At 60.7% G+C, this 23,779-nt stretch carries 24 protein-coding genes and 1 pseudogene; 22 read left to right on the top strand and 3 right to left on the bottom strand.

What is annotated here, in order from left to right; all coding sequences use genetic code 11:
* The first annotated feature begins 30 nt into the window (after positions 1-30).
* From PGW49_RS02565 to PGW49_RS02485, 17 genes and pseudogenes are all read left to right on the top strand, one after another.
* On the top strand, positions 31-1,245 hold the full coding sequence (locus PGW49_RS02565; RefSeq protein WP_270225412.1) for a PTS transporter subunit EIIC: 1,215 nt from the start codon (positions 31-33) through the stop codon (positions 1,243-1,245).
* Positions 1,246-1,396: 151 nt separating this feature from the next.
* On the top strand, positions 1,397-2,551 hold the full coding sequence (locus PGW49_RS02560; RefSeq protein WP_270225411.1) for a cation diffusion facilitator family transporter: 1,155 nt from the start codon (positions 1,397-1,399) through the stop codon (positions 2,549-2,551).
* A gap of 39 nt (positions 2,552-2,590) precedes the next feature.
* The gene (locus PGW49_RS02555; RefSeq protein ID WP_270225410.1) at positions 2,591-3,217 is read left to right on the top strand and encodes a histidine phosphatase family protein; all 627 of its coding nucleotides are present in this window, start codon (positions 2,591-2,593) and stop codon (positions 3,215-3,217) included.
* A gap of 459 nt (positions 3,218-3,676) precedes the next feature.
* Positions 3,677-4,297: a 50S ribosomal protein L3 gene (rplC, locus tag PGW49_RS02550; RefSeq protein WP_035137484.1), complete on the top strand. Its 621-nt coding sequence runs from the start codon at positions 3,677-3,679 to the stop codon at positions 4,295-4,297.
* Between the two features lie 46 nt (positions 4,298-4,343).
* Positions 4,344-4,970 carry a 50S ribosomal protein L4 gene (gene rplD, locus PGW49_RS02545; RefSeq protein ID WP_006235032.1) on the top strand — a complete coding sequence of 209 codons (627 nt, stop codon included), beginning with the start codon at positions 4,344-4,346 and terminating at the stop codon, positions 4,968-4,970.
* Positions 4,971-5,258 carry a 50S ribosomal protein L23 gene (gene rplW, locus PGW49_RS02540; protein ID WP_022094197.1) on the top strand — a complete coding sequence of 96 codons (288 nt, stop codon included), beginning with the start codon at positions 4,971-4,973 and terminating at the stop codon, positions 5,256-5,258.
* Positions 5,259-5,437: 179 nt separating this feature from the next.
* Positions 5,438-6,268, top strand: a complete 831-nt coding sequence (gene rplB, locus PGW49_RS02535) for a 50S ribosomal protein L2 (RefSeq protein ID WP_022094198.1) — start codon at positions 5,438-5,440, stop codon at positions 6,266-6,268.
* Between the two features lie 32 nt (positions 6,269-6,300).
* On the top strand, positions 6,301-6,561 hold the full coding sequence (rpsS, locus tag PGW49_RS02530; protein WP_006235035.1) for a 30S ribosomal protein S19: 261 nt from the start codon (positions 6,301-6,303) through the stop codon (positions 6,559-6,561).
* A 14-nt stretch (positions 6,562-6,575) separates the two neighbouring features.
* Complete coding sequence (gene rplV / locus PGW49_RS02525; RefSeq protein ID WP_006235036.1) at positions 6,576-6,947, top strand: 50S ribosomal protein L22; 372 nt, start codon at positions 6,576-6,578, stop codon at positions 6,945-6,947.
* Between the two features lie 6 nt (positions 6,948-6,953).
* On the top strand, positions 6,954-7,664 hold the full coding sequence (rpsC, locus tag PGW49_RS02520; protein ID WP_006235037.1) for a 30S ribosomal protein S3: 711 nt from the start codon (positions 6,954-6,956) through the stop codon (positions 7,662-7,664).
* A pseudogene (gene rplP / locus PGW49_RS02515) lies at positions 7,664-8,080 on the top strand (50S ribosomal protein L16); the annotation flags it as partial. The gene rpsC and the pseudogene rplP, both read left to right, overlap by 1 nt.
* Before the next feature lie 86 nt (positions 8,081-8,166).
* Positions 8,167-8,382, top strand: coding sequence for a 50S ribosomal protein L29 (gene rpmC / locus PGW49_RS02510; RefSeq protein ID WP_006235039.1), 216 nt, complete (start codon positions 8,167-8,169; stop codon positions 8,380-8,382).
* 16 nt (positions 8,383-8,398) lie between these two features.
* Complete coding sequence (rpsQ, locus tag PGW49_RS02505; protein WP_006235040.1) at positions 8,399-8,659, top strand: 30S ribosomal protein S17; 261 nt, start codon at positions 8,399-8,401, stop codon at positions 8,657-8,659.
* Positions 8,660-8,777: 118 nt separating this feature from the next.
* The gene (gene rplN / locus PGW49_RS02500) at positions 8,778-9,146 is read left to right on the top strand and encodes a 50S ribosomal protein L14 (RefSeq protein WP_006235041.1); all 369 of its coding nucleotides are present in this window, start codon (positions 8,778-8,780) and stop codon (positions 9,144-9,146) included.
* Between the two features lie 13 nt (positions 9,147-9,159).
* Positions 9,160-9,465, top strand: a complete 306-nt coding sequence (gene rplX, locus PGW49_RS02495) for a 50S ribosomal protein L24 (RefSeq protein WP_006235043.1) — start codon at positions 9,160-9,162, stop codon at positions 9,463-9,465.
* A gap of 580 nt (positions 9,466-10,045) precedes the next feature.
* The gene (locus tag PGW49_RS02490) at positions 10,046-11,125 is read left to right on the top strand and encodes a Gfo/Idh/MocA family protein (RefSeq protein ID WP_270225407.1); all 1,080 of its coding nucleotides are present in this window, start codon (positions 10,046-10,048) and stop codon (positions 11,123-11,125) included.
* 3 nt (positions 11,126-11,128) lie between these two features.
* Positions 11,129-11,875: a DeoR/GlpR family DNA-binding transcription regulator gene (locus PGW49_RS02485; RefSeq protein ID WP_270225406.1), complete on the top strand. Its 747-nt coding sequence runs from the start codon at positions 11,129-11,131 to the stop codon at positions 11,873-11,875.
* Between the two features lie 342 nt (positions 11,876-12,217).
* On the opposite strand, the gene PGW49_RS02480 is transcribed toward PGW49_RS02485, so the two are convergent.
* Positions 12,218-12,877, bottom strand: a complete 660-nt coding sequence (locus tag PGW49_RS02480; RefSeq protein WP_253276020.1) for an RluA family pseudouridine synthase — start codon at positions 12,875-12,877, stop codon at positions 12,218-12,220.
* 15 nt (positions 12,878-12,892) lie between these two features.
* Positions 12,893-15,385: a peptidase U32 family protein gene (locus PGW49_RS02475; RefSeq protein WP_270225405.1), complete on the bottom strand. Its 2,493-nt coding sequence runs from the start codon at positions 15,383-15,385 to the stop codon at positions 12,893-12,895.
* Between the two features lie 299 nt (positions 15,386-15,684).
* Here PGW49_RS02475 and PGW49_RS02470 point away from each other — a divergent pair, with 299 nt between their 5' ends.
* Entirely contained in the window at positions 15,685-16,062 is a 378-nt protein-coding gene (locus PGW49_RS02470) for a RidA family protein (RefSeq protein WP_270225404.1), read from the top strand.
* A gap of 120 nt (positions 16,063-16,182) precedes the next feature.
* Here the strand turns inward: PGW49_RS02470 and PGW49_RS02465 are convergent, their stop codons facing one another.
* Positions 16,183-16,839: a helix-turn-helix transcriptional regulator gene (locus tag PGW49_RS02465; RefSeq protein WP_270225403.1), complete on the bottom strand. Its 657-nt coding sequence runs from the start codon at positions 16,837-16,839 to the stop codon at positions 16,183-16,185.
* 352 nt (positions 16,840-17,191) lie between these two features.
* Here PGW49_RS02465 and PGW49_RS02460 point away from each other — a divergent pair, with 352 nt between their 5' ends.
* From PGW49_RS02460 to PGW49_RS02445, 4 genes are all read left to right on the top strand, one after another.
* The gene (locus PGW49_RS02460) at positions 17,192-18,586 is read left to right on the top strand and encodes a uracil-xanthine permease family protein (protein ID WP_035137475.1); all 1,395 of its coding nucleotides are present in this window, start codon (positions 17,192-17,194) and stop codon (positions 18,584-18,586) included.
* A 196-nt stretch (positions 18,587-18,782) separates the two neighbouring features.
* Complete coding sequence (gene ssnA, locus PGW49_RS02455; protein WP_250786768.1) at positions 18,783-20,138, top strand: putative aminohydrolase SsnA; 1,356 nt, start codon at positions 18,783-18,785, stop codon at positions 20,136-20,138.
* A gap of 149 nt (positions 20,139-20,287) precedes the next feature.
* Positions 20,288-23,287, top strand: coding sequence for a putative selenate reductase subunit YgfK (gene ygfK / locus PGW49_RS02450; RefSeq protein ID WP_270225402.1), 3,000 nt, complete (start codon positions 20,288-20,290; stop codon positions 23,285-23,287).
* 11 nt (positions 23,288-23,298) lie between these two features.
* A complete protein-coding gene (locus tag PGW49_RS02445) occupies positions 23,299-23,778 on the top strand; it encodes a 4Fe-4S binding protein (RefSeq protein ID WP_270225401.1) in 480 nt (159 codons plus the stop codon).
* Position 23,779 lies beyond the last annotated feature (1 nt).

Here is a 23,779-nt window from a genome sequence, read left to right as displayed (position 1 = left end):
GCCCGCATGTCATATTGGGAAAGGCGTTCCATGCTACAAGTTTCTAACACCTCGTTTACAACGTCGGTTTCATCAAACGCCATGGCCGTGGTGGACTATCTGTCCAAAAGCATGATGTCGGCGCTGCCGTTTATTGTCTGCGCGGCGTTGTTCCGCACCGTCGCTGTCATTATGGGCGAAGGCATGCTGGGCCTGTGGTCTGCCGATTCCGATATCTATCGCCTGTTCTACAGTTGGCTCTATAACGCCGGCTACTACTTTTTGCCCATTTATCTTGGTTGGGCGGCCGCCCGCCAGCTCGGTTGCTCGGAGCAGCTGGGCATGATGCTGGGCGGCGTATTGATTGCGCCCGATCTGCTCAAGCTCGTCGATGCCGCATCGACGACGGGGGCATCGATGACTTCCGTGTATGGTCTGCTTCCCGCGCCGGTCAACGATTACACGACGACTGTTATTCCGGTTCTCATCTCGGTGCCCGTGCTATGGCGAGTGGAGTGTTTCTTTAAGCGCGTTATCCCTAAGGCCGTGGCGTTTTCGTTTGTTCCGTTTACAACCATGCTTGTCATGGTTCCGGTTTCGCTGTGTATCACGGCGCCGGCGGGCAGCTATCTGGGCATGCTGTTGGGCCAGCTTATGTTTATGCTTGGCAATTCCGGTGGCATCGTGTCGCTGCTCACGCTCATGGGGCTTGCCGCGGGTTGGGAGTTTCTTAAGATTGCAGGCGTCAGCAACGTTGTCCTATCGCTTGCCTATGCTCAGTTTATGAGTGTGGGAACGGATTCGTGCATCCTGATCGCCGCGACGATGGCGACGTTCGCCGTTTGGGGCATGCCCTTTGGCGCGTCGCTCCGCGTTGCGGATAAGGACGAGAAGGCACTCATGCTGGGCTATTCAATCTCGGGTATTCTTGGCGGCGTAAGCGAGCCGGCGCTGTACGGTTGCGGCTTTAAATATGGCAGGTGCCTGACGTGCATGGCCATTGGCGGCGCCGTCGGAGGCCTTGTTGCGGCCGTGGGCCACGTTACGGCCTATACCATCGGCATGACGAATGTCCTTATGGTCATTGGCTTTGCCACGGGCGGCATCTCGAACCTGCTGTGGTGCTGCGTTGCCGGCGGTGTGGCATTTGCGGTGTCTGCGGCGCTGAGCTACTGCTTTGGCGTGGTGCCGGCGCAGGGACAGACGACGGGGGACGGAGCCGATTCACCCGAAACCTCGAAGAGCGTGGCCGAAGCAAGCGCGTAAACCTGTGCGACACAAGGATGATTCCTTTGCCATATTCCAAGGCCGTGGCCCGTGTGGGTTGCGGCCTTTTTTGTATCTGGGGGACAAAGTGGCTACACTACAATCCGTTTGAGCAATAGATATATAGGTAGTACCGTGGGGGCGGATGTAGATGGTCGAGTGGATTGTTAAGCGTGCGCAGGGCGACCGTGCGCGTGTGGGCACGTTAGCTGGCGTGGTGTGTATTCTCGCCAATGTGGCACTATGCGCTGCGAAGGGCGTAATTGGCGTGCTGTCGGGATCGGTTTCGATTGTGGCGGATGCCATGAACAACCTGTCCGATGCCAGCTCGAATATCGTGAGCGTGCTGGGCTTTAAGCTGGCGAGCAAGCCGGCCGACCCCGAGCATCCTTACGGACACGGTCGCTACGAGTATCTCTCGGGTCTGGTCGTGGCGGCGCTCGTGCTGTTGATTGGCGTTGAGCTGGTGAAGTCCTCGGTTGAGCGCGTCATCCACCCCGAACCTGTCGAGTTCTCGCTTGCCCTGGTGGCAGTTCTAGCGCTTTCGATGGTCGTAAAGCTCTGGATGGCGGCCCTCAACCAAAAGCTCGGCGACCGCATTGAGTCCGAGACGCTGCACGCGACCGCGCAAGATTCCAAGAACGATGTTCTTGCCACAGGCGCCGTGTTAGCGTGCGCAATTGTTTCGCAGGTGACGCACATCAATCTTGACGCATGGGTCGGCCTTGCCGTTGGCGCCTATATTGGCTGGAGCGGTTTTGAACTCATCCAGGATACGGTGAGCCCGCTTTTGGGCCAGACGCCCGATCCTAAGCTGGTCAAGCACATTCGAGACAAGATCATGAGCTATCCCGGCGTTTTGGGCGTTCACGATCTGATGGTTCACGATTACGGCCCGGGCAGGAAGTTCGCAAGCGCTCACGCCGAGATGGCAGCCGAGGCCAGCCCTCTGGAAAGCCATGACACGCTCGATAACATCGAGCAGGCGTTTAGGAACGAAGACGGCATGATTGTCACGCTTCACTACGATCCCATCGTGACCGATGACCCCAATGTGGCGAGCATGCGTTTACGCATTAACGCCATGGCTCAACAGATCGATAGCCGCCTTTCGATTCATGACCTGCGCTGCGTGCCGGGTCCTACGCACACCAACGTGATCTTTGACTGCGTGCGACCCTCGGATCTGCAGATGAGTGCCGAAGACTTAAAGCACGCGCTGGCACAACGGGTCGAATCGGAATATCCCAAGTCGATTGCCAAGATTACGATCGACGAAGACTACGTAGGGCATACCCACGAGTAGGGCTGTGCCGGCAAAGCAAGTTATACAGAAGAGGAGAGCATGAAGCGCCTATACCTACTCCGCCACGGCCAGACGGAATTCAACGTCAAAAAGCTCGTCCAGGGTCGCTGTGATTCACCGCTCACCGATCTGGGCCGTCAGCAGACACGGGCAGCGGCCGCATGGCTCAAAGCCCACAGCGTCGTCCCCGACAAAGTGGTCTCATCACCCTTAGGCCGAGCCATGGACACGGCAAGTCTTGTCGCATGCGAACTCCTCGGTCCGGACGCCGCAGTCGAGCCCTGTGAAGGCATTATCGAGCGCAGCTACGGCACCTTCGAAGAAGGCCCCCACGACGCCCTGCCCACCGACGTCTGGGATCCAGGTGAGGACTTAATCCCATTCGGAGGAGAAGGAAGCCAGGCACTGCAAGAGCGCATGGTAGACACCCTCACCAATATCATGGGCTCCGAGGGCATCGAAACCCTCCTAGCAGTAAGCCACGGCAGCGCCAGCCGCCAATTCATCAAGGCTGCAGCCCCAGAGGGCTTCGAGCTCCCAACAAAACTCCCCAACTGCGCCATCATGATCTTCGATTTCGATGGGCAAAAGCCACAAGCAGAAGGCGAACCTCATCAATGTAAGTTCACCCTCCAGCAAATAGTGGACCCCCAACAAAGTCATTAGCCTGAGCGAACAAGGTTTAGCAGACATCAACGTGGCGTTCCCAGTGTGCGGCGGAGGGGGCGGGCCTGAGGCATATTAAGGTTGCTGCTCTACAGTCCTGCTCACGACGGAGAGCACATTAAGTGCTCTCCTGTTCGTGCGGAACTCGCGACAACCTTAATATGCCTCAGGCCCGCCCCCTCCGCCGCACACTGGGAACGTGCCACGCACTTTACCTGCGTAAACAATGTGAGTGAAATATGAATCTCGATGGATACGCCCGCAGCCGTGTATACTAAACAGCTGTGTGTAACCAGGGGAGTATTCTGGCTGGACAAAATGCCTGCTTAATAGGGTTGTCAGGTAGTCCGGACGCAATACAAGGCTGGGGAGCACGTCGTGTAAGTAGTGGTCCTCTAGGGGCGTACGCTCGGTGGTGTACGCATTGTCCCAAGACCACGCGAGAGTTGGGATCATATCTTGATCAGCATGATTCTCGGCCGCAAGATTGGCATGACCCAGGTTTGGGACGAGGACGACAACGTCGTTCCCGTCACGGTCATCCAGGCTGGCCCCTGCGCTGTCTCGCAGGTTAAAACTCAGGCAACCGACGGCTATGACGCCGTCCAGATCGGTTTCGGCGACATCAAGGCCAAGAACGTGAATAAGCCCATGGCTGGTCACTTCGCCAAGGCCGGCGTCGAGCCTGTCCGCTTCCTTCGTGAGGTCCGCGTCGAGAACGGCGAGGAGCACAAGGTCGGCGAGGTCGTCACCGTCGCTGATTTCGCTGATGTCGAGAAGGTCGACGTCATCGGTACCTCCAAGGGTAAGGGCTTCCAGGGTCGCATCAAGCGCTGGGGTCAGCGCCGCGGTCCTATGACGCATGGTTCTCACTTCCAGCGTCACCCCGGTTCTATCGGTCAGTGCGCCTATCCTGCGCGCGTCCTCAAGGGCGTCAAGATGGCCGGTCACATGGGTAACGAGCGCGTTACCGTCAAGAACCTTTCCGTTGTCCGCATCGATGCCGAGCAGAACCTCATCTTGGTCAAGGGCGCTGTCCCGGGTGCCAAGAATGGTCTCGTCGCCATCCGTATGGCCTAAGGGCCCAGCCCATTTAGCCCAGCGTCATACCAAGGAGAACACTTAAATGGCAAAGTTTGAAGTAAAGAACAGCGAGGGCAAGAAGGTCGCCGAGGCCGAGCTCGCCGCTGAGGTGTACGGCATCGAGCCGAACATCCACGTTATGCACCACATCGTCAAGTGCCAGATGGCCTCTTGGCGTCAGGGCACCCAGTCTGCTAAGGGTCGCTCTGAGGTTTCCGGTGGCGGCAAGAAGCCTTGGCGTCAGAAGGGCACCGGCCGTGCCCGCCAGGGTTCCATCCGTGCTGCCCAGTGGCGTCACGGTGGCGTTGTCTTCGCCCCCAAGCCCCGTTCCTACGCTAAGCGTATGAACAACAAGGAGGTCAAGCTGGCTATGCGCTCCGCGCTGTCCGCCAAGCTGGCCGATGGCGAGCTCGTGCTCGTCGACGACTACGGCTTCGAGAAGCCTTCCACCAAGGCTGCCGTCGCCATGCTCAAGGCCCTCGGTCTTGAGGGCAAGCGTCTGACCATCATCGTTCGCGATGAGGACGTCAACGCCTACCTGTCGTTCCGCAACATTCCCAAGACGTTCATCATCACCGCTGACGAGGCCAACACCTACGATCTCGTCAACAATAACGCTGTGCTGATGCCCGCCGACATCGCCGCTCACTTCGGGGAGGTGCTTGCATAAATGACCGCCCACGAGATCATCATCCGTCCGATCGTGTCCGAGCGTTCCTTCTCCGGCATGGAGCTGAACAAGTACACGTTCGAGGTCGCCAAGGATGCTAACAAGTATCAGATCAAGGACGCTGTCGAGGAGATCTTCGGCGTCAAGGTCGTTCGCGTGAACACCCTGACGGTCAAGCCCAAGACCAAGCGCGTGCGCTATGTCGCCGGCAAGACCCGTTCTTGGAAGAAGGCCATCGTCACGCTGGCCGAGGGCGACACCATCGAGGTCTTTGGCAACCAGGCCTAAGACTCGCTGCTGTTGAGTGAGCTCATGCCTCCCAAATAGGGGAGGCGGGAGCTCAAGGTTTTGGGCGTATAAAATGGACACGCCCGGAACCGTGTATACGTCCGGTGTCATCGCACCCGAGGCAGAACCTCGAATCCCTGTCTGCGATGGCTAACGGATTCCTATTGAAAGGGATTGTAATGGCTGTAAAGCACCTTAAGCCGACCTCCGCTGGTAGGCGTTGGCAGACGATCTCCGACTTCTCCGAGATCACCTGCACCAAGCCCGAGAAGTCTCTTCTCGAGCCCCTGCCCAAGAAGGCCGGTCGTAACAACAACGGCCGCATCACCACCCGCCACCAGGGCGGCGGCGTGAAGCGTCGTTACCGCGTGATCGACTTCAAGCGCAACAAGGACGGCGTGCCCGCCAAGGTTGCCACGATCGAGTACGATCCGAACCGTTCCGCTCGCATCGCTCTGCTGCACTACGCTGACGGTGAGAAGCGCTACATCCTGGCCCCCAAGGGCCTCGAGGTCGGTCAGACCATCATGTCCGGTTCTGACGCCGACATCAAGCCGGGCAACGCTCTGCCCCTCGCCGACATCCCCGTCGGTACGCTCATCCACGCCGTCGAGTTCCAGCCGGGCAAGGGCGCTGCTATCGCCCGTTCCGCCGGTAACTCCTGCCAGCTGATGGGTAAGGAGGGCAAGTACGCCATCGTCCGTATGCCTTCCTCCGAGATGCGCCGCATCCTCGTTACCTGCCGCGCCACCGTCGGTGAGGTCGGCAACGCCGATCACTCCAACATCGTCATCGGCAAGGCCGGCCGTAAGCGTCACATGAACGTGCGCCCGACCGTCCGCGGTACCGTCATGAACCCTGTCGACCACCCGCACGGCGGTGGCGAGGGCAAGAACCACACCTCTGGTCGTCCCTCCGTTACCCCCTGGGGTAAGCCGACGAAGGGCCTTCGTACGCGCAAGAAGAAGAAGGTCTCGAACCAGCACATCATTCGTCGCCGTAAGAAGTAATTTCGGATACCGAGTTTTAGGAGAAAGCACTTATGAGCAGAAGTCTCAAAAAGGGCCCGTTCGTGGAGACTCGCCTTCTCTCGCGTATCACCGCGATGAACGAGGCTGGCAAGAAGGACGTCGTGAAGACCTGGTCCCGCGCGTCCACCATCTTCCCCGAGATGGTTGGTCACACCATCGCCGTCCACGACGGCCGCAAGCATGTGCCCGTGTATGTTACCGAGTCCATGGTTGGTCACAAGCTCGGCGAGTTCGCGCCGACTCGTACGTTCCGTGGCCACAAGGCCAAATAGGGGGTTAACCGTAAATGGCAACTAAGTCTATTGAAACTGAGGCCACCGAGGTTCGCGCCGTCGCTAAGTACGTGCGTGTTTCCCCCAGCAAGGCCCGCCTGGTGGTCGATCTGATCCGCCGCAAGCCTGTCGCTCAGGCCTTCGACATCCTCCACTTCTGCGACCGCGCCGTCGCCGTGGATGTCGAGAAGGTTCTCCGTTCCGCCGTTGCGAACGCCGAGAACAACAACGGTCTGCGTGCCGACAACCTGGTTGTCGCCGCTGCCTATGTTGACGAGGGTCCGACGCTTAAGCGCATCCGTCCCCGCGCCAAGGGTTCCGCTTCTCGCATTCTGAAGCGTACTTCCCACATCACCGTCGTCGTTGCTCCTCGAAAGGAGGCGTAAAGCTGTATGGGTCAGAAAGTCTACCCCACCGGCTTCCGTCTTGGCATCACCGAGAACTGGCGCTCCCGCTGGTTCGCAGAGAAGGATTACGCTAAGACCCTCGGTAACGATCTCGAGATCCGCAAGTACCTCGAGAAGCGTCTTTCCCGCGCAGCTGTCTCCCGTGTCGAGATCGAGCGCGCTGGTGACAAGGTGAAGGTCATCATCCTCACTGCTCGCCCCGGCGTTGTCATCGGTAAGAAGGGTGCCGAGATCGATACCCTCCGTACCGAGCTCGAGAAGGTCGCTGGCGTCTCCAAGGGCCAGCTCTCCGTCGACGTTGTCGAGATCAAGCGCCCCGAGCTTGACGCCAACCTCGTTGCTCAGTCTATCGCCGAGCAGCTCGAGGGCCGCGTTGCCTTCCGTCGCGCTATGCGCAAGGCTGTCCAGTCCGCCCGCAAGGCCGGCGCTAAGGGCATCCGTATCCAGTGCTCCGGTCGTCTCGGCGGTGCCGAGATGGGCCGTCGTGAGTGGTACCGTGAGGGTCGCGTGCCTCTGCACACCCTTCGTGCCAAGATCGACTACGGCACGGCTGTCGCCAGCACCACCATGGGCGCTTGCGGCGTGAAGGTCTGGATCTACCTGGGCGAGAAGCTCCCGGGCCAGCCTGTTCCCAACCCTGCACTCGAGGGCTCTTCCCGTCCTCGTCGTCGTAACTCCGAGAGGAGGGGTCAGTAGTGCTTGCCCCTAAGCGTATTCTTCACCGCAAGGTGCAGCGTGGCTCCATGAAGGGCCAGGCCAAGGGTAATACCGAGCTGCATTTCGGCGAGTTTGGTATCCAGGCTCTCGAGGCCCATTGGATCACCAACCGTCAGATCGAGGCCGCTCGTATTGCCATGACCCGCTACATGAAGCGTGGCGGTCGTGTCTACATCACGATCTTCCCCGATAAGCCCATCACCAAGAAGCCTGCCGAGACTCGCATGGGTTCTGGTAAGGGTAACCCCGAGGAGTGGGTGGCCGTCGTCAAGCCCGGCCGCATCATGTTCGAGGTCAAGGGCGTGCCCGAGGAGGTCGCTCGCGAGGCTCTGCGTCTTGCACAGCACAAGCTTCCCATCAAGACCAAGATTGTTGCTGCTAAGAACGCTGAGCAGCGCATCGAGAAGGAGATGGCTGAGGAGGCCGCTCTCGAGGCCAAGTGGGCTGCTGAGGACGCCGCCGCCGCCAAGGAGGAGAACTAATGAAGCCCGCAGAGATTCGTGAGCTCTCGGACGCTCAGCTCGTTGAGAAGCTGAAGGAAATGCGCGCCGAGCTCTTTAACCTTCGTTTCCAGATGGCCACCAGCCAGCTGGACAACACCGCTCGCGTCAACACCGTGAAGAAGGACATCGCTCGCGTCCTCACGGAGCAGCGCGCCCGCGAGATCGCAGCGGAGAAGTCCGCTGTCGCCGAGTAGGACCTAAGGAGAGAACATGACTGATTCGCGTAACTCGCGTAAGGTCCGTACGGGTGTCGTTACCTCCGTCTCCGGTGCCAAGACCATTGTTGTCACCATCACCGAGCGCAAGCGTCACCCCAAGTACGGCAAGATGATGACCAGCTCCAAGAAGCTGCACGCTCACGACGAGGAGTGCACGGCTGGCGTGGGCGACACCGTCCGCGTTATGGAGACCCGTCCTATGTCCAAGATGAAGCGTTGGCGCCTCATCGAGGTCGTCGAGCGCGCTAAATAAGCAGTCGCTCTTACGACTTGTACGTTTCCGAAGATGTGCGTATGCCTGGCTTGCATACCACGGGCCGCGTAAAGGCAGCGCACCTCTCTTCGGTTCTTAGTTCGGAGGAACATCTACCATGATTCAGATGCAAACCATGCTGAACGTCGCCGACAACTCCGGCGCTCGCAAGATTCGCTGCATCAAGGTGCTTGGCGGTTCCAAGCGTCGTTATGCAGGCATCGGCGATGTGTTCATCGGTGCTGTCCAGGAGGCTACCCCTGGCGCCAACGTCAAGAAGAAGGACGTTGTCCGTTGCGTCGTCGTTCGCACCGTTAAGGAGATCCGCCGCAAGGATGGCTCCTACATTCGCTTTGATGAGAACGCCTGCGTTGTCATCAACAACGATGGTTCGCCCGTCGGCACCCGTATCTTCGGGCCCGTCGCTCGCGAGCTTCGTGACAAGAAGTACATGAAGATCGTCTCGCTCGCTCCCGAGACCCTGTAGTTAGGGGAGATATATGTATATCAAGAAGGGCGATAAGGTCCAGGTTCTCTCTGGTAAGGATCGCGGCAAGCAGGGCGTTGTCCTGCGTGCTCTCCCTGCAGAGAACAAGGTCGTTGTCGAGGGCGTTTCGGTCGTCAAGAAGGCCGTCAAGCCCAACGCTGCCAACCAGCAGGGCGGCATCGTTTCGCAGGAGGCTCCCATCGATGCCTCCAACGTCAATCTCGTTTGCCCCGAGTGCGGTAAGGTTACCCGCGTCGGTCACGAGAAGGACGGCAAGAACAAGCTGCGCGTCTGCAAGAAGTGCGGCCACAAGTTCTAAGCTGCCCGCAACATCAAGTTGCTAGTAAAGGCCCGGATGTCCCACGGCACCCGGGCCTTTTTCTATCCCTACTCATTGGGGACAGACTTAAATGAGTGGCCGTTGATTGGCGGTCATTGGGGACAGACTTAAATGACTAGTCGTTGGGGACGTTCTTAAACGGCTAGTTGATGGGGACAGTCTTTAGATTTGTATATCTGGCCATCTGGGATAGGCTTCAACGAAAGCGGCACTTAGGGACTGTCCCTAGGTGCCGGCACATAGGGACGTTCCCTTTTTGCCGGCAGTTTGGGACGATCCTTTGATGTCTGATGCCCCCAGAGGGGTGAAGTAATACAGCTGGGTCTGTCTTTTAGGGCTTTGGTGTTCCGCCCCTTTATGTTTCACAAGGATCGTCGCATGCGCATTTACGCGCATAGCCTTGCGCGATAATGCGCATAGCCGCGCAAACATCTGCCAACTATGGCTAAATAATGACCGATAAGCAAATAAATACGCAAACACGAGCAGATACGCGCGCAATTGTGCGACTATAGGGTTGTTAGAAATGAAGGACTTCCGATGACTCAGGAGGCACATCATGGCAGATTCCAAACAGGCTCCGCTCGACGCCGAGGCAGCCGCAAAGGCGGCGTTTGCCTCGGTCCAGAATCAGCCGTTCCCAAACGACATCTTTACGGCTCCCGAGCTTTGCTGGGCAGTGATCGGGTGCGGTGTTATCGCCAACCAAATGGCCCAGTCCCTCGCGCTGGCCGGCCGCAAGCTTGCGGGCGTCGCCAACCGCACGCTGTCAAAGGCTCAAGCTTTTGCCGAGCAGTATGGCATCGAGAAGGTCTATGACACGGTCGAGGACCTCTATGCCGATCCGAACATTGACGCAGTCTATATCACCACGCCGCACAACACTCATATCACCTACCTGCGAGCCGCTCTGGCAGCTGGTAAGCACGTGCTCTGCGAAAAGGCCATTACCCTCAATTCCGCCGAGCTCGACGAGGCCCGCGCCATTGCCGACGAACATAACGTGATCCTCATGGACGCCACCACGGTGCTTCACATGCCCTTGTATCAGGAGCTGCGCCGCCGCATGGATGCCGGCGAGTTTGGCCGCATGAACCTCGCCCAACTCAATTTTGGTAGCTATAAGGAGTACGGCGACCTGACCAACCGCTTTTACAATCGCAACCTTGCCGGCGGCGCCATGCTCGACATTGGCGTGTATGCCCTGTCCGTCATGCGTCTCTTTATGGCAAGCCAGCCCGCTGAGGTCGTTTCGCTGGGCAACAACTGCGAGACTGGCGTTGACGTCGCGGGTGGCATCGTCTGCCGAAATGCCGAGCAGCAGCTGGGCGTCGTGAGCCTTACGCTCCACTCCAAGCAGCCCAAGCGCTCGGTCATCAGTTTCGACAAGTGCTATATCGAGGTCAACGAGTATCCGCGCGCCGACCATGCGACCATTGTGTGGACTGTTGACGGTCGCCGTGAGGAGGTCCACGCTGGCACCGAGGCCTACGCACTGTGCTACGAGATGGCCGACCTGGAGAAGGCCGTCGCCGGCGATGATTCGAAGCGCGAGCTTCTGGGCTATGCTTCCGATGTTATGGAGCTTATGACCAAGCTCCGCGCCGATTGGGGAGTCGTGTACCCCGAGGAGGAGTAAGCGATGCTTGCGGAAGATAGGCTCAACGCGATCGTGTCGATGGTGCAGCAGGCCGGCTCGGTTACCGTGCCTGAGCTTGCTGAAGCCCTGGGCGTGACGGCGTCTACCATTCGGCGCGACCTGCAGGCGCTCGACCGTGCACACCGTATCGCCAAGGTGCACGGAGGCGCGACGAGTCTGGAGCGTGCGCACGTGACGCGCGACCTGACGATCAGCGAGCGCAGTGATCTCCATAACGATGACAAGGAGCGCATCTGCGCCCGTGCGGCGGCGCTTGTGGAGCCCGAGAGCTTTGTGTACATCGATTCAGGTTCGACGACGCTTAGGCTCATCGAGCATCTTCCGCGCCTTGAGGGCGTCACCTATGTGACCGATTCTGTGCTCCATGCTCAGCACCTCGCTCTGCGCGGCATGCGCACCGTGGTGCTGGGCGGCGAGCTCAAACCCGAGACCGAGGCGCTCGTTGGCCCCGATGCCTTGGCAACCTTAGACCGCTACAACTTCAACTGTGGCTTTTGGGGCTCTAACGGCATTGCCGCCGAGCAGGGCTTCACGGCGCCCGATATCGAGGAAGCACAGGTCAAGCGTATCTCGATGCGCCATACCGCCAAACGCTTCGTAATCTCGGACGCCAGTAAATTTGGCATGGTGGCGCCCGTCAAGTTCGCGGACTTCCGCGACGCAACGATTATTACCGCAGGCGAGGTCCCCGCCAAGTACCGGGCAATGGGCAACGTCATCACGGTCTAACAGCGAGACAAGGCCAAAACCACCACGAAGGTGCCTGTCCCCATTGTGGTGGTTAGTAACGAAAACTGAGTAGTTTTCTCAATAGAAAAGCGGCAACGTCCATCACGGGCGTTGCCGCTTTCGTTGTCTGCCGGTTTGTCTAAGTCTGTAACAACTGGACCGTTAAAAGTGGGCTAGGTGTTACAGATTGAGATTTTCCCTTGAGGGGGATTCGAATGTCTCGATCTGTAACAGATAGACCGGAAAATGGGTTCTAACTGTTACAGATCGAGACGTTTTGGGACCGCGGCTGAGCCATTGCGGCAAAACCACCACAAAGGTGCCTGTCCCGATTGTGGTGGTTTAGGGCTCCCAGGGGCAGGGGGCTTCGATGTGGATGTGCTCGCCGGTTACGGGATGCGTGAAGGACACGCTGTGGGCGTGGAGCATCAGGCCGCAGGGGCGCGGCGTTCCGTACAGGTCGTCGCCAACCAGGGGATGATGCTCGCTTGCCAGGTGCACACGGATTTGGTGCTTGCGGCCGGTGAGCAACTCGACATCGATATACGAGCGCGTGGGCAGGCCACGACGGCTCTTAAGGCGTTTGAGCACCTTCACGCGCGTTTGAGACGGCTTGCCGCTGGCGCCGACGCGCATCTTTCGGCTGTCGTGACGGTCGCGGGCGATGGGCTTGTCGATGAGCTTTTCGTTCCAGTCGATCTTGCCCTCGGCGAGCGCCAGATAGTGCTTTTCGAAAGCGTGGTCGATGACCATCTGGTCAAAGGAGGGCTGCGTCTGCTTGTCGAGCGAAAACAGCACCACGCCGGTGGTGTCACGGTCCAAGCGGTTGAGCGGCTGCATGTCGGTCGCGGCAAAGCCGTCGCCCATCGCCAGCAGCAGGTCGCTGGCGTAGTCGGTGAGCGTGCGCTCGCCGGTGCCGTCGCCGTGGACGATCATGCCAGCGGGCTTGTCGATGGCCATGAGCCAGGCGTCGCAGTAGAGGACTTGAGGTTCTTCGTTCACGTGTAAGCCTTTCGGTTAGCTGATTCCCACAAACATGCAGCCCGAGGTCGCCCCGCGCAGGCGGGCGGCGGGCTTGCGGCCGGCTTGTGCCGCCTCGACGGCGCGACGGACGCGAGCGACGGCACGGCCAATCTCATCGGCCTCGAGCAAAGTTCCGTCGACCATGAAACGACGCACGCCGGCATCGAGCAGCTGAGGGACCTGCGGCGTGAGGTCGATGGGGTAGGCATCGTACAGGCGAGAGCGGCCGTGGATGTCGGTTCGGACGGGCATGACCTTTCCGTCGATATTCTTGAGCGAGAGCTTGCGGGCGCGCAGGCGGCAGTTGACGCAATCGTGGATGCAGCCGTTGGCAACCTGCAGAATGCAGTGCTCGCTTGTCATGACGCGCGGGCGGCCAAAGACGGTGATGCCCAGAGCCGCGGGCGCGGCGGCGCCGAGCGAGACAATCTCGTCGAGTGTGATCTCGGGCGAGAGCCAAAACGCACCGGCTCCGCGCTCGGCAAGCGCCTCCATGCAGGGCGTGTTGTGCACCGGCAGGCAAGAGCGAATCTCGGCCGTGGCGCCGGTCTGCGCGGCTACGGCGAGCTCGGAGATATTGCCGACGGCGACGGTGGCTCCGGCATTGATCCAGGGGTCGACGCGCTCGTGGTCAACAGCGCGGCAGACCTCGTCGAGTACGGGCACGATACCCTGCTCAAATGCATCGGCAGGGGAGAGTCCGACAGCATCGAGCGCATCGGTGGTCATGTAGATGCGCGTGGCGCCCTCGGCACGAGCCGCCTCGGCGGCTTCGAGTGTGGTGACGGCGGCGCAGATCTGCGGCTCATCGCGGTAATGCTCGGGCATGGCGCGCGTACATTTGTCGAGTACCGGCAGCTCGAGCGTTTTCGCGCGCTCCTCGTACGGCGCCAGAATGGCCTCCTCCAATGCTTTGCAGGCGGCGGCGCGCACCTTGTGCACGGCGGAGAAGCCCATGCCGCAGCCCTCATCGAGCGCCACATCAAAGCTCGCTGCCTCAAAGGGCGAGGAGCCCATGCGGCCCACATGCTCAACCAGGTCTGCCGCCTCGACGGCGCGGGTCTTGGCGGCCTCGACGGTAAAGCCCGTGGCCGTGGCCGCAAGCGAAGGATCATCGCAGCAGCTGAGTGTGACAGTAAACGGCTCACCCAGGCGCGCCACCACGGACACATCAACGGCGCGGCGGCGCAGCACATCGCGCTTGAGCGCGGCGCCGGCAGCGTCAATGGCGCGCTGGCTTCGAATCACGCGCACGCGGCAGCCCTCGGGCATGCTGCGGGGCACGCGGCATTCGATGATGTCGCCGGCGGCGGCATCATCAGCGGCAATGGTGGTCAGGAACTGGTCAAATTCGTTATCGTGGCGAAGCTCCAGCAGGTCGCCCTTGCCCACGGGCTCAAACAGCTCAATGCGGGCGATGGCAGCGCGGCGACGGCGGTCGTCGGGTTTGAGCCCGCGCACATCGCGGTTGGCCAGACGGCTGCCCAGCACCGTGCCTACGATCTGGCCGCGGTTGTTGGATCGCTCGTAACTCATCATCTCGTCGCCCGAGGTGCCGTCCTGATAGGCGTGCGTAAAGTCGCGGTTAAAGCAACGCTTGAGCTGGCGCTGGCGGGCGGCCTCCTCGTCCTTGGCCACGGTGGCTCCGGCCAGCATATCGTCAATTTCGTGACGGTACACATCGACGATGGAATACACGTAATCGGGGGCCTTCATGCGGCCCTCGAGCTTGAGCGATGCGGCGCCGGCGTCATACAGACGGCGAACAAGCTGCGAAGTGTTGGTGTCGCGCGGGCACAGTGCGCGCTCGCGACCGGCAGGGGAAAGCGCGCGGCCGTTCTCGTCGATCAGCTCGTAAGGCAGGCGACAGGGCTGAGCGCACATGCCGCGGTTGGCAGAGCGGCCCGCCATGGCAAAGCTCGAAAGCAGGCACAGGCCCGAGTAGCAAAAGCAGATGGCGCCATGGCTAAAGACCTCAAGGTCCACATCGGGCGCGGCGTCGTGGATGGTGGCGATCTCGTCAATGGAGAGCTCACGCGAGAGGGTCACACGGTCGGCGCCCTGCTCGCGACACCAAAGGGTTCCGCGGTCGTCGTGGATGTTCGCCTGGGTCGAGATATGCGTCTCGATGCCGGGCATCGTGCGCTTGACCTCAAAGAACAGGCCCCAGTCCTGGATAATGAAGGCGTCGGCGCCCAGCGTGGAGCAGCGATGGATGAGTTGCAGCGCATCGCCCATCTCGGACTGCTTGATGACAATGTTGACCGTGACGTAGACGCGCGACCCGGCTAGATGTGCGGCGCGGCAGGCTTGCTCAAAGGCCTCGTCGGTAAAGTTGGTGGCCTTGCGGCGGGCGTTGAAGCTGCCCATGCCGCAGTAGATGGCGTCTGCCCCGGCGGCGAGCGCGGCGGCAAAGGGCTCGGGCCCTCCGGCGGGCGCCAAAAGCTCGGGTCTGCGGTTGGTGGTTCGACTGGCGGTTGCGGTCATATCCTGCCTTTCAAAATGCTCAGATACTCAAAAGTATAGTGGCGCCGTTGCGGCAGGCTATGCCCGTGCTCCAAGCGGGATAAAGTCTTCAGCAGCTTGGACTGGCTGCTCCACATGAGAACCGTTCAGCGGTTCGGGGAGACCGTTGGGCGATAAAATATTCTCGCAAGCTGATAATATTCTTGCATCGCGCGGAAACCTTGAGTACTATCCCAATCAAGCGCGGTGTTCAGACCGAACTGTGCCTCCCGGTGCGAACGCCGCGCTCACGCTCTCTATCTGATCGTAAGGAGAAAAACATGAGCAAGACCGTCGTGTCTTCCGATAACGCACCCGCAGCCATCGGCCCGTATTCCCCTGGTATCCAGACCGGCAACATGGTGTTTCTGTCCGGCCAGCTGGGCATCGATCCCGCGACCGGCAAGATGCCCGAGGGCGTCGAGGCCCAGGCCAAGCAGTCCCTCGCCAACGTCGAGGCCCTGCTGACCGCTGCCGGCGCCACCTTTGCCGATGTCGTCAAGACCACGGTCTACCTGGCCGACATTGCCGACTTCACTGCCGTGAACGAGATCTACGCCTCCAAGTTCGAGGCCCCGTTCCCCGCGCGCAGCGCCTTCCAGGTTGCCGCCCTTCCGGCTGGCGGTCTGGTTGAGATCGAGGTCGTCGCCGCTCTCTAAGGCGTTGGCAACAACTAAACATGACATGCAAAAAGACCCTGCAGTGCGAGCTGCAGGGTCTTTTGTCAAGCGATGCGACAAAAATGATCCGTTTTCCTCCGCTCCCAAGGAATCAGCGGGTTAGCCTTCCTTGCGGACTTTTTGCAGGTAGCGGTAGACGCTGGGCTCCGAGATGCCCAGCGCGGTGGCGGCGCAGGCCACGGCTCCCTTGAGCATGAACACCCCGTTGCCGTTGAGGTGGCGAATGACGTCCACGCGGTCGCTCTGACCAAGCGACGCTACATCCAGCCCGCGCGCGCTCAGCAACTCGGTAATGCTGCGGTCGATGAGCTCCTGTGTAGACTCCGAAAGACTTTCGACTTCGATAGACGCAGGCTCCGCCTGCCTGGGCACAGCGTCGAAGCATGCCATGAGCTGCTGCGCCATGGCGTTGATGGAGCGCACGGTCGAGAGGTCGGTGTTGACGCAGAGCATACCGACGATCTCGTCATTCTCGCGGATAAAGTACGTCGCCGACTCCAGCGTCTTGCCACCGGCACCGCGCCCCTCGTAGCCCGTAATAAACGGCAGGTCGCGATACTTGGCGTCGTGCATGATCTTGAGTGCCAGATCGGTGGCGGGGCCGCCGACCTTGCGGCCGCTCACGATGCCGTTGCGAATATCGACGATGGCGTGGTCGGGATCCGAGAAATCGTGCAGCACGATTTCGCTGTTTTTGCCGAGTATCTGCTCCAGAAAATCGACCATCGGCAAAAAGCGGCGTACGGTCTCGTTCACGGGCAACTCCTTGGGGTGAAATCGGAAATGTTCATAACAATTTTTTCTCATGGTAACACGCTGCCCATCATCTCGTATATCCGCAGGTACATTGCGTAATACAGATGAGCGGTAGATATTTGGCGGTAAACGGTTGACCAAAAGAAAAGTTAGATGTTATTTTGACCAGACACTTTCCTGACCTGCGGAAATGCGTTATTTCAGCTGAAGAATAGTCTGATAACAAAAAATTATTATTGAGAATGAGAATCATCTTTAATACGATATGCAATGAAGGCACAACCTCAACCCCGCGCTGCGTCACAATAGAGCGTTAGATGCGAAAACAACTACTTCGAGGATTGGTGGTCAAATGACCCAGGAGACGGTTACGAACGGCACTGAAGCCCTGTTCACTCGTGAAGGCATGCCTCCCGTTAAGGAAATGATCCCGTGTGCCCTTCAGCACGTACTGGCTTCGTTTGCCGGTATCATCACCCCGGCGGTCATCATGGCCGGCGTCTACGGCTTTAATAGCCAGCAGAGCACCGACATCATCCAGGTCGCGCTCATTCTTTCGGCAATCGACACGGCCCTTCAGGCCTTCGCTCCCTTCCGTCGCATCGGCGGCGGCCTGCCCATCGTCATGGGCGTTTCGTTCGCGTTCCTCCCGGCCCTCCAGGCCATGGGTGCCTCGGGTTTTAGCTTTGGTGCGCTGCTGGGCGGCGAGATCGTCGGCGGCGCCGTCGCGGTCCTCTTTGGTCTGGCTTACAGCAAGATTAAGTGGCTATTCCCGCCCGTCGTGACCGGTACGGTCATCTTCTCCATTGGCGTCTCTCTCTATCCCACGGCTGTCAAGTATATGGCCGGCGGTATGGGTACGCCGCTGTGGGGCACCCCGCAGGCCTGGTGCGTCGCTCTTATCACCTTCGCCGTGGTCTTTGCGCTCGCCAACTTTGGCAAGGGCACGCTCAAGCTGGGATCCGTGTTCTTTGGCATGATCGTTGGCATGATCGTTTCGATCCCCTTTGGCATGATCGACTTCTCCAGCGTCGCCACCGCTCAGGTCTTCGCCCTTCCCAAGCTCATGCCCTACGCGCTCGAGTTTGATCCCGAGGTCTGCATTACCCTCGCTGTCGTGTTCCCCATGGTCGCCATCCAGGTTATCGGTGACGTTTCCGCCGCCTGCCTGGGCTCCATCGACCGTATGCCCACCGAGCGCGAGCTCTCCGGCGCTATTGTGTCCCAGGGCCTCACCTCTATGGTCGGCGGCCTGCTGGGCGGTCTTCCCACCAGCGCCCTTGGCCAGAACGTGGGCATCATCTGCTCCAACAAGGTCGTCAACAAGTGGGTCTTTGTGATCATCGCGGCCGTCTTTGCCATCGCCGGTCTGTTCCCGCAGCTCTCTGCCGTGCTCTCCGCCATCCCGCAGCCTGTCATCGGCGGCGCGACCGTCGGCGTCTTTGGCACCATCACCATGAACGGTGTGCGCATGTTCACCCGCGAGGGCCTCACGCAGCGCACCACCACCATCGTCGGCACCTCGGTCGTCTTTGGCCTGGGTATTTGGATGGCCAGCGGCTGCCTCGCCGGCGAGGGCATGCCCACCTGGGTGTCCACCGTCATCGGCTCCAACGCCGTGACCCCCACCGCCATCATGGCCATTGTCCTTAACCTGATCCTTCCGCAGACGCCGGTCGTGGCTCAGCACATCGATGCCGCCAAGGATGCCGCTGTGGATCTGGTCCTGCCCGAGAGCAAGAAGTAACCAATTCGGTGCTATTCGCTGGCGGACGCATCGCTTCGTCCGCCGGCGCCATGCGGCGCCAAGCCGCACTTCAAAGGGCTTGTCCCTTTGGTGAAGCGTTGACGGGAGAGGGCCCGTTTCCGGTGTAGGCCGGCGCTTCGCACTTCCGCCATGTCAGAGGTGTCAAACCCCGCCCCTGATGTTGAAGGGAGCATTTATGCTTCTGGTCGCTAACGGTTCCGTCTTTACCCGCAACGCTCAGACTCCGTTTATTCCCAACGGTGCGGTCGCCATTGACGGAGATACGATCGTCGAAGTGGGCCCCGAGCGCGAGCTCAAGGCCAAGTACCCGGATGCCGAGTACGTCGACGCCCAGGGCAACCTCATCATGCCCGGACTTATCAACTGCCACACCCACATCTACTCGGGTCTGGCCCGCGGCCTTGCCATTAAGGGCTGCAACCCCACCAACTTCCTGGAGAATCTTGAGCAGCAGTGGTGGAAGATTGACGACAACCTGACGCTCGACGGCACCAAGGCCAGCGCCTATGCCACGATTCTGGATTCCATCCGCGACGGCGTCACCACGATCTTCGATCACCACGCGAGCTTCTGCGAGATTCCGGGCAGCCTCTTTACCATTAAGGACGCCGCTCAGGAGCTGGGCATGCGTTCGTGCCTGTGCTACGAGGTTTCCGACCGCCGTGGCCAGGAAAAGTGCGATCAGGCTATTGCCGAGAACGCCGAGTTTGCCCAGTGGGCCGCCAAGGAGCGTCGCGATAACGACAACCACATGATCGCCGCAATGTTTGGCGGTCACGCCACCTTTACGCTGTCGGATGAGACCATGGATAAGATGGCCGAGGCCAACAACGGTCTGACCGGCTTCCACATCCACGTGTGCGAGGGCATGAACGATGTGTGGGATTCCCGCCTCAACCGCGGCGGCATCAGCCCCGTCGAGCGCCTGCTGCAACACAACCTGCTCGGCCCCGACACCATGCTGGGCCACTGCATCCACGTGACGCCCGCCGAGATGGATATCGTCAAGGAGTCCGGCACCTGGCTGGTTAACAACCCCGAATCCAATATGGGCAATGCCGTGGGCTGCGCCCCCGTGCTCGAATTCTTCCGCCGCGGCATCCCCGTGTGCATGGGCACCGACGCCTACACCCACGATATGCTCGAGAGCCTTAAGGTCTTCTTGATCATTCAGCGCCACAACGCCGCCATGCCCAACGTGGGCTGGTGCGAGGCCATGACCATGCTGTTCGAGAATAACGCCAAGATGGCCAGCAAGTACTTCGATCGCAAGCTCGGTGTGCTTGAGCCCGGCGCTGCCGCCGACGTCATCGTTATGGACTACAAGCCCTTTACGCCGCTGAGCGAGGAGAACATCGACGGCCACATGCTCTTTGGCATGATGGGCAAAAACTGCCGTACCACCATCATCAACGGCCGCGTCCTGTACAAGGATCGCGAGTTTGTCGGTATCGATGAGGAAAAGATTAACGCGTGGACCATGGCCGAGTCCAAGAAGCTCTGGAGCACGCTCAACGATCGCACCTACTAATTCACAAGTAGATTCGCGCGCGTCGGATGTTTCGCCACATCCGGCGCGCGCATAGGCGGCCTCCGCGGGGTCGCCGGCGCTGTGCTAGCGCTACACCGTATTTGCGCCCGCCGCGCGGTCTCGCCGGGCGTTACAGAGAGGAACTCATTATGAGCGACATCATGAGGCCGATCCCGTTTTCGCAGCTGATGAACTGGATCATCGAGGAGCACAAGACTCAGGGCGCCGTCTTTGGCGTGCGCAAGATGGTCACGACCAACCAGGAGGGCGCGCTTCCCATTTTTGACGAGCGCATCGAGACTCCGTTTGGCCCGGCCGCCGGTCCCAATACGCAGTTGGCCCAGAACATTGTGGCATCCTACGTGGCCGGTTCCCGCTTCTTTGAGCTCAAGACCGTTCAGGTTATGGACGGCGAGGAGCTCTCCAAGTGTGTCAACAAGCCCTGCATTGTGGCGCAGGACGAGTGCTACAACTGCGAGTGGTCGACCGAGCTCGAGGTTCCGCAGGCTTTTGCCGAGTACGTGAAGGCATGGTTTGCCTGCCACCTGATCGCTCGCGAGTACGGCCTGGGCAGCCCGGACGGCTTTGTCTTCAACATGTCCGTGGGTTATGACCTGGAGGGCATCAAGAGCCCCAAGGTCGACGCCTACATCGAGGGCATGAAGGACGCCAGCGGCTCCGACGTCTGGAACGAGTGCCGCGCATGGGCGCTCGCCAACCTGGACAAGTTTGAGCATGTCGACGCCGCGTTTGTCGAGTCCATCCCGGCACGCGTCTCCAACTCCATCACCGAGTCTACCCTGCACGGCTGCCCGCCCGCCGAGATCGAGCGCATCGCGACCTACCTCATCACCGAGAAGGGCCTCAACACCTACATCAAGTGCAACCCCACGCTGCTGGGCTATGAGTTTGCACGTCAGCGCCTCAACGAGCTGGGCTTTGACTACATCGTCTTCGACGATACGCACTTCCGCGAGGACCTGCAGTGGGCCGACGCCGTGCCCATGTTCGAGCGCCTGATTGCCCTGTGCGCCGAGCGCGGCCTGGAGTTTGGCGTCAAGCTCACCAACACCTTCCCCGTCGACGTGACGAGGAACGAGCTGCCTTCCACCGAGATGTACATGTCCGGCCGTTCGCTGTTCTCGCTGGCCATCGAGGCTGCCCGTCGCATTACCGAGCAGTTCGATGGCAAGCTGCGCATCAGCTACTCCGGCGGTGCTACGGTCTACAACATCCGCGCCCTGTACGATGCCGGCATTTGGCCCGTCACCCTGGCGACCGACGTGCTCAAGCCCGGTGGCTACGAGCGCTTTAGCCAGATGGCCGGCGAGTTTACCGACCTGGATGGCAAGCCGTTCGCGGGTGTCTCTCTCGAGGCTGTGACTGCGATCCAGACCGACTCACTCACCAACCCGCTCTACAAGAAGCCGCTGCGTCCGCTGCCCGACCGCAAGGTCGCCGGCAAGAGCCCTCTTTCCGATTGCTTTACCACGCCGTGCCGCACGAGCTGCCCCATCCAGCAGGATATTCCCGCCTACCTGGCGGCCGTTGACGAGGGCCGCTACGAGGACGCACTCAACATCATCATCGAGCGCAACGCCCTGCCGTTCATTACCGGCACCATCTGCCCGCATCCCTGCGGCCGTGCCTGCGAGCGTGCGTTCTACGAGCCCGAGGGCGCCCAGATTCGCGCCAGCAAGCTCAAGGCCGCCCGCGAGGCCATGACCGCCGTGCTGCCCAAGCTGCGCGCCCAGGCCATCGCCAACGACGGCGAGCGCAACGTTGCCGTTATCGGCGGCGGCCCGGCCGGCCTGGCGACGGCGTTCTTCCTGACGCGTGCCGGCGTGCCCGTCACCATCTTTGAGGCCCGCGATTCGCTCGGCGGCGTGGTCCGTCACGTGATTCCCGAGTTCCGTATCGCGAGCGACGATATCTCCCACGATGCCGAGCTCTGCCTAGCCTTTGGCGCCAAGGTGCAGCTCAACGCTCGCGTTGATTCCATTGACGAGCTCAAGGACCAGGGCTTTACCGACGTGGTCGTGGCCACCGGTGCCTGGATGCCCGGCTCTGCGGGCCTGGGCGAGGGCGCCGAGCTCGACGTGCTGGAGTTCCTCGAGGCCGCCAAGAAGGGCGAGAAGCTCGAGCTGGGCGAGGACGTCGTGGTCATTGGCGCCGGCAACACCGCCATGGACGCGGCCCGCGTGGCCAAGCGCCTGGCCGGCGTGAAGAACGTGCGCCTGGTCTACCGCCGCACCAAGAAGCAGATGCCCGCCGATGAGGAAGAGCTCGATCTTGCTCTTGCCGACGGCGTTGAGTTCTGCGAGCTGCTGGCACCTAAGGCACTCAACGGCGCCGTGCTGACCTGCGATGTTATGGAGCTTGGCGAGCCGGATGCAAGCGGCCGCCGCAGCCCCGTCGCCACGGGCGAGACTGTTGAGCTTCCCGCCACCACGGTGATCTGCGCCGTGGGCGAGGGCATCGACGCCAGCCTGTACGATGCCGCGGGCGTCGAGCACGACCGTCGCGGCCGCCTTGCCGCTACCTCCACCGGCGTCGAGGGCGTCTGGGCTGCGGGCGACTGCCGCCGCGGTCCTGCCACCGTGGTCGAGGCTATCGCCGATGCCGCCGAGGTCGCCCGTGCCATCGCCGACGTGGACTTTAACAAGTACGCCGACTGCAACGAGCAGGCCGGCCGCGAGGACACTTGCTACGAGCGCAAGGGGTCGCTGTGCCGCGACAAGCGCAACTGCACCAAGACCCGCTGTCTGGGCTGCGGCTCGGTGTGCGAGGTCTGCTGCGATGTGTGCCCCAACCGCGCCAACGTGGCAATTAAGGTGCCGGGCCTGGCCAAGCATCAGGTCGTCCATGTCGACGGCATGTGCAATGAGTGCGGCAACTGCGCCGTGTTCTGCCCTTACCAGGAGGGTCGTCCCTACAAGGACAAGCTCACCCTGTTCTGGAGCGAGGAGGACATGGAGAACTCCGAGAACGAGGGCTTCCTGGCCGTGGACGAGGACCACTTTAAGGTTCGCGTCGCCGGCACGGTCCGCACCGTCTCGGTCGATGCCGTCAACACCGGTCTTCCCGAGGCCGTCCGCCTGACCATCAGGGCTGTGCGCGACAACTATTCGTACCTTCTTAAGAAATAGGCGAGTCTCTTATGGCCAAATCCATTCAACATAACGTGGCCTACGTTGCCTGCGGAAGCGGTTGCGCCTCCGCAGGCGGCGACGCCCACTGCAGCGAAGGCTGCATTGGCTGTGGCGCCTGCGTCACGGCCTGCCCCCACGGCGCCATTGCGCTGGTCGATGGCATCGCCCGCGTGGACCGCTCCAAGTGCACGGGCTGTGGCCTGTGCAGCATGGCGTGCCCGCAGCGCGTGATTGCCTTCGTTCCCGGCTACCAGAACATCCTGGTGCGCTGCAACAACACCGATAAGGGCGCCATCGCCCGCAAGATCTGCGACACGAGCTGCATCGGTTGCGGCATGTGCGCCAAAAAGTGCCCTGCCGGCGCTATCCGCATCGAGGACAACTGCGCCCATATCGACGGCGCGGACTGCCTGTCGTGCGGCATGTGCGCCGTCATCTGCCCGCATGGCGCCATCCACGACCGCACCGGCATCGCCGCCGGCGTGTAGA

It is taken from the genome of Collinsella aerofaciens (genome assembly GCF_027679495.1).
GTDB lineage: Bacteria > Actinomycetota > Coriobacteriia > Coriobacteriales > Coriobacteriaceae > Collinsella > Collinsella aerofaciens_AK.
This window is presented reverse-complemented; position numbering and strand designations above follow the sequence as displayed.

Bases quoted from the DNA above. Each gene is read 5' to 3' on its own strand.
- rplB (WP_022094198.1), top strand. From the start codon at position 5,438: ATGGCTGTAAAGCACCTTAAGCCGACCTCCGCTGGTAGGCGTTGGCAG.
- PGW49_RS02490 (WP_270225407.1), top strand. From the start codon at position 10,046: ATGGCAGATTCCAAACAGGCTCCGCTCGACGCCGAGGCAGCCGCAAAG.
- rplW (WP_022094197.1), top strand. From the start codon at position 4,971: ATGACCGCCCACGAGATCATCATCCGTCCGATCGTGTCCGAGCGTTCC.
- PGW49_RS02565 (WP_270225412.1), top strand. From the start codon at position 31: ATGCTACAAGTTTCTAACACCTCGTTTACAACGTCGGTTTCATCAAAC.
- PGW49_RS02560 (WP_270225411.1), top strand. From the start codon at position 1,397: ATGGTCGAGTGGATTGTTAAGCGTGCGCAGGGCGACCGTGCGCGTGTG.
- rpsS (WP_006235035.1), top strand. From the start codon at position 6,301: ATGAGCAGAAGTCTCAAAAAGGGCCCGTTCGTGGAGACTCGCCTTCTC.
- PGW49_RS02470 (WP_270225404.1), top strand. From the start codon at position 15,685: ATGAGCAAGACCGTCGTGTCTTCCGATAACGCACCCGCAGCCATCGGC.
- PGW49_RS02460 (WP_035137475.1), top strand. From the start codon at position 17,192: ATGACCCAGGAGACGGTTACGAACGGCACTGAAGCCCTGTTCACTCGT.
- PGW49_RS02485 (WP_270225406.1), top strand. From the start codon at position 11,129: ATGCTTGCGGAAGATAGGCTCAACGCGATCGTGTCGATGGTGCAGCAG.
- PGW49_RS02555 (WP_270225410.1), top strand. From the start codon at position 2,591: ATGAAGCGCCTATACCTACTCCGCCACGGCCAGACGGAATTCAACGTC.
- ygfK (WP_270225402.1), top strand. From the start codon at position 20,288: ATGAGCGACATCATGAGGCCGATCCCGTTTTCGCAGCTGATGAACTGG.
- rplD (WP_006235032.1), top strand. From the start codon at position 4,344: ATGGCAAAGTTTGAAGTAAAGAACAGCGAGGGCAAGAAGGTCGCCGAG.
- rplN (WP_006235041.1), top strand. From the start codon at position 8,778: ATGATTCAGATGCAAACCATGCTGAACGTCGCCGACAACTCCGGCGCT.
- PGW49_RS02475 (WP_270225405.1), bottom strand. From the start codon at position 15,385: ATGACCGCAACCGCCAGTCGAACCACCAACCGCAGACCCGAGCTTTTG.
- rplV (WP_006235036.1), top strand. From the start codon at position 6,576: ATGGCAACTAAGTCTATTGAAACTGAGGCCACCGAGGTTCGCGCCGTC.
- rpsC (WP_006235037.1), top strand. From the start codon at position 6,954: ATGGGTCAGAAAGTCTACCCCACCGGCTTCCGTCTTGGCATCACCGAG.
- rplX (WP_006235043.1), top strand. From the start codon at position 9,160: ATGTATATCAAGAAGGGCGATAAGGTCCAGGTTCTCTCTGGTAAGGAT.
- ssnA (WP_250786768.1), top strand. From the start codon at position 18,783: ATGCTTCTGGTCGCTAACGGTTCCGTCTTTACCCGCAACGCTCAGACT.
- PGW49_RS02445 (WP_270225401.1), top strand. From the start codon at position 23,299: ATGGCCAAATCCATTCAACATAACGTGGCCTACGTTGCCTGCGGAAGC.
- rpmC (WP_006235039.1), top strand. From the start codon at position 8,167: ATGAAGCCCGCAGAGATTCGTGAGCTCTCGGACGCTCAGCTCGTTGAG.
- rpsQ (WP_006235040.1), top strand. From the start codon at position 8,399: ATGACTGATTCGCGTAACTCGCGTAAGGTCCGTACGGGTGTCGTTACC.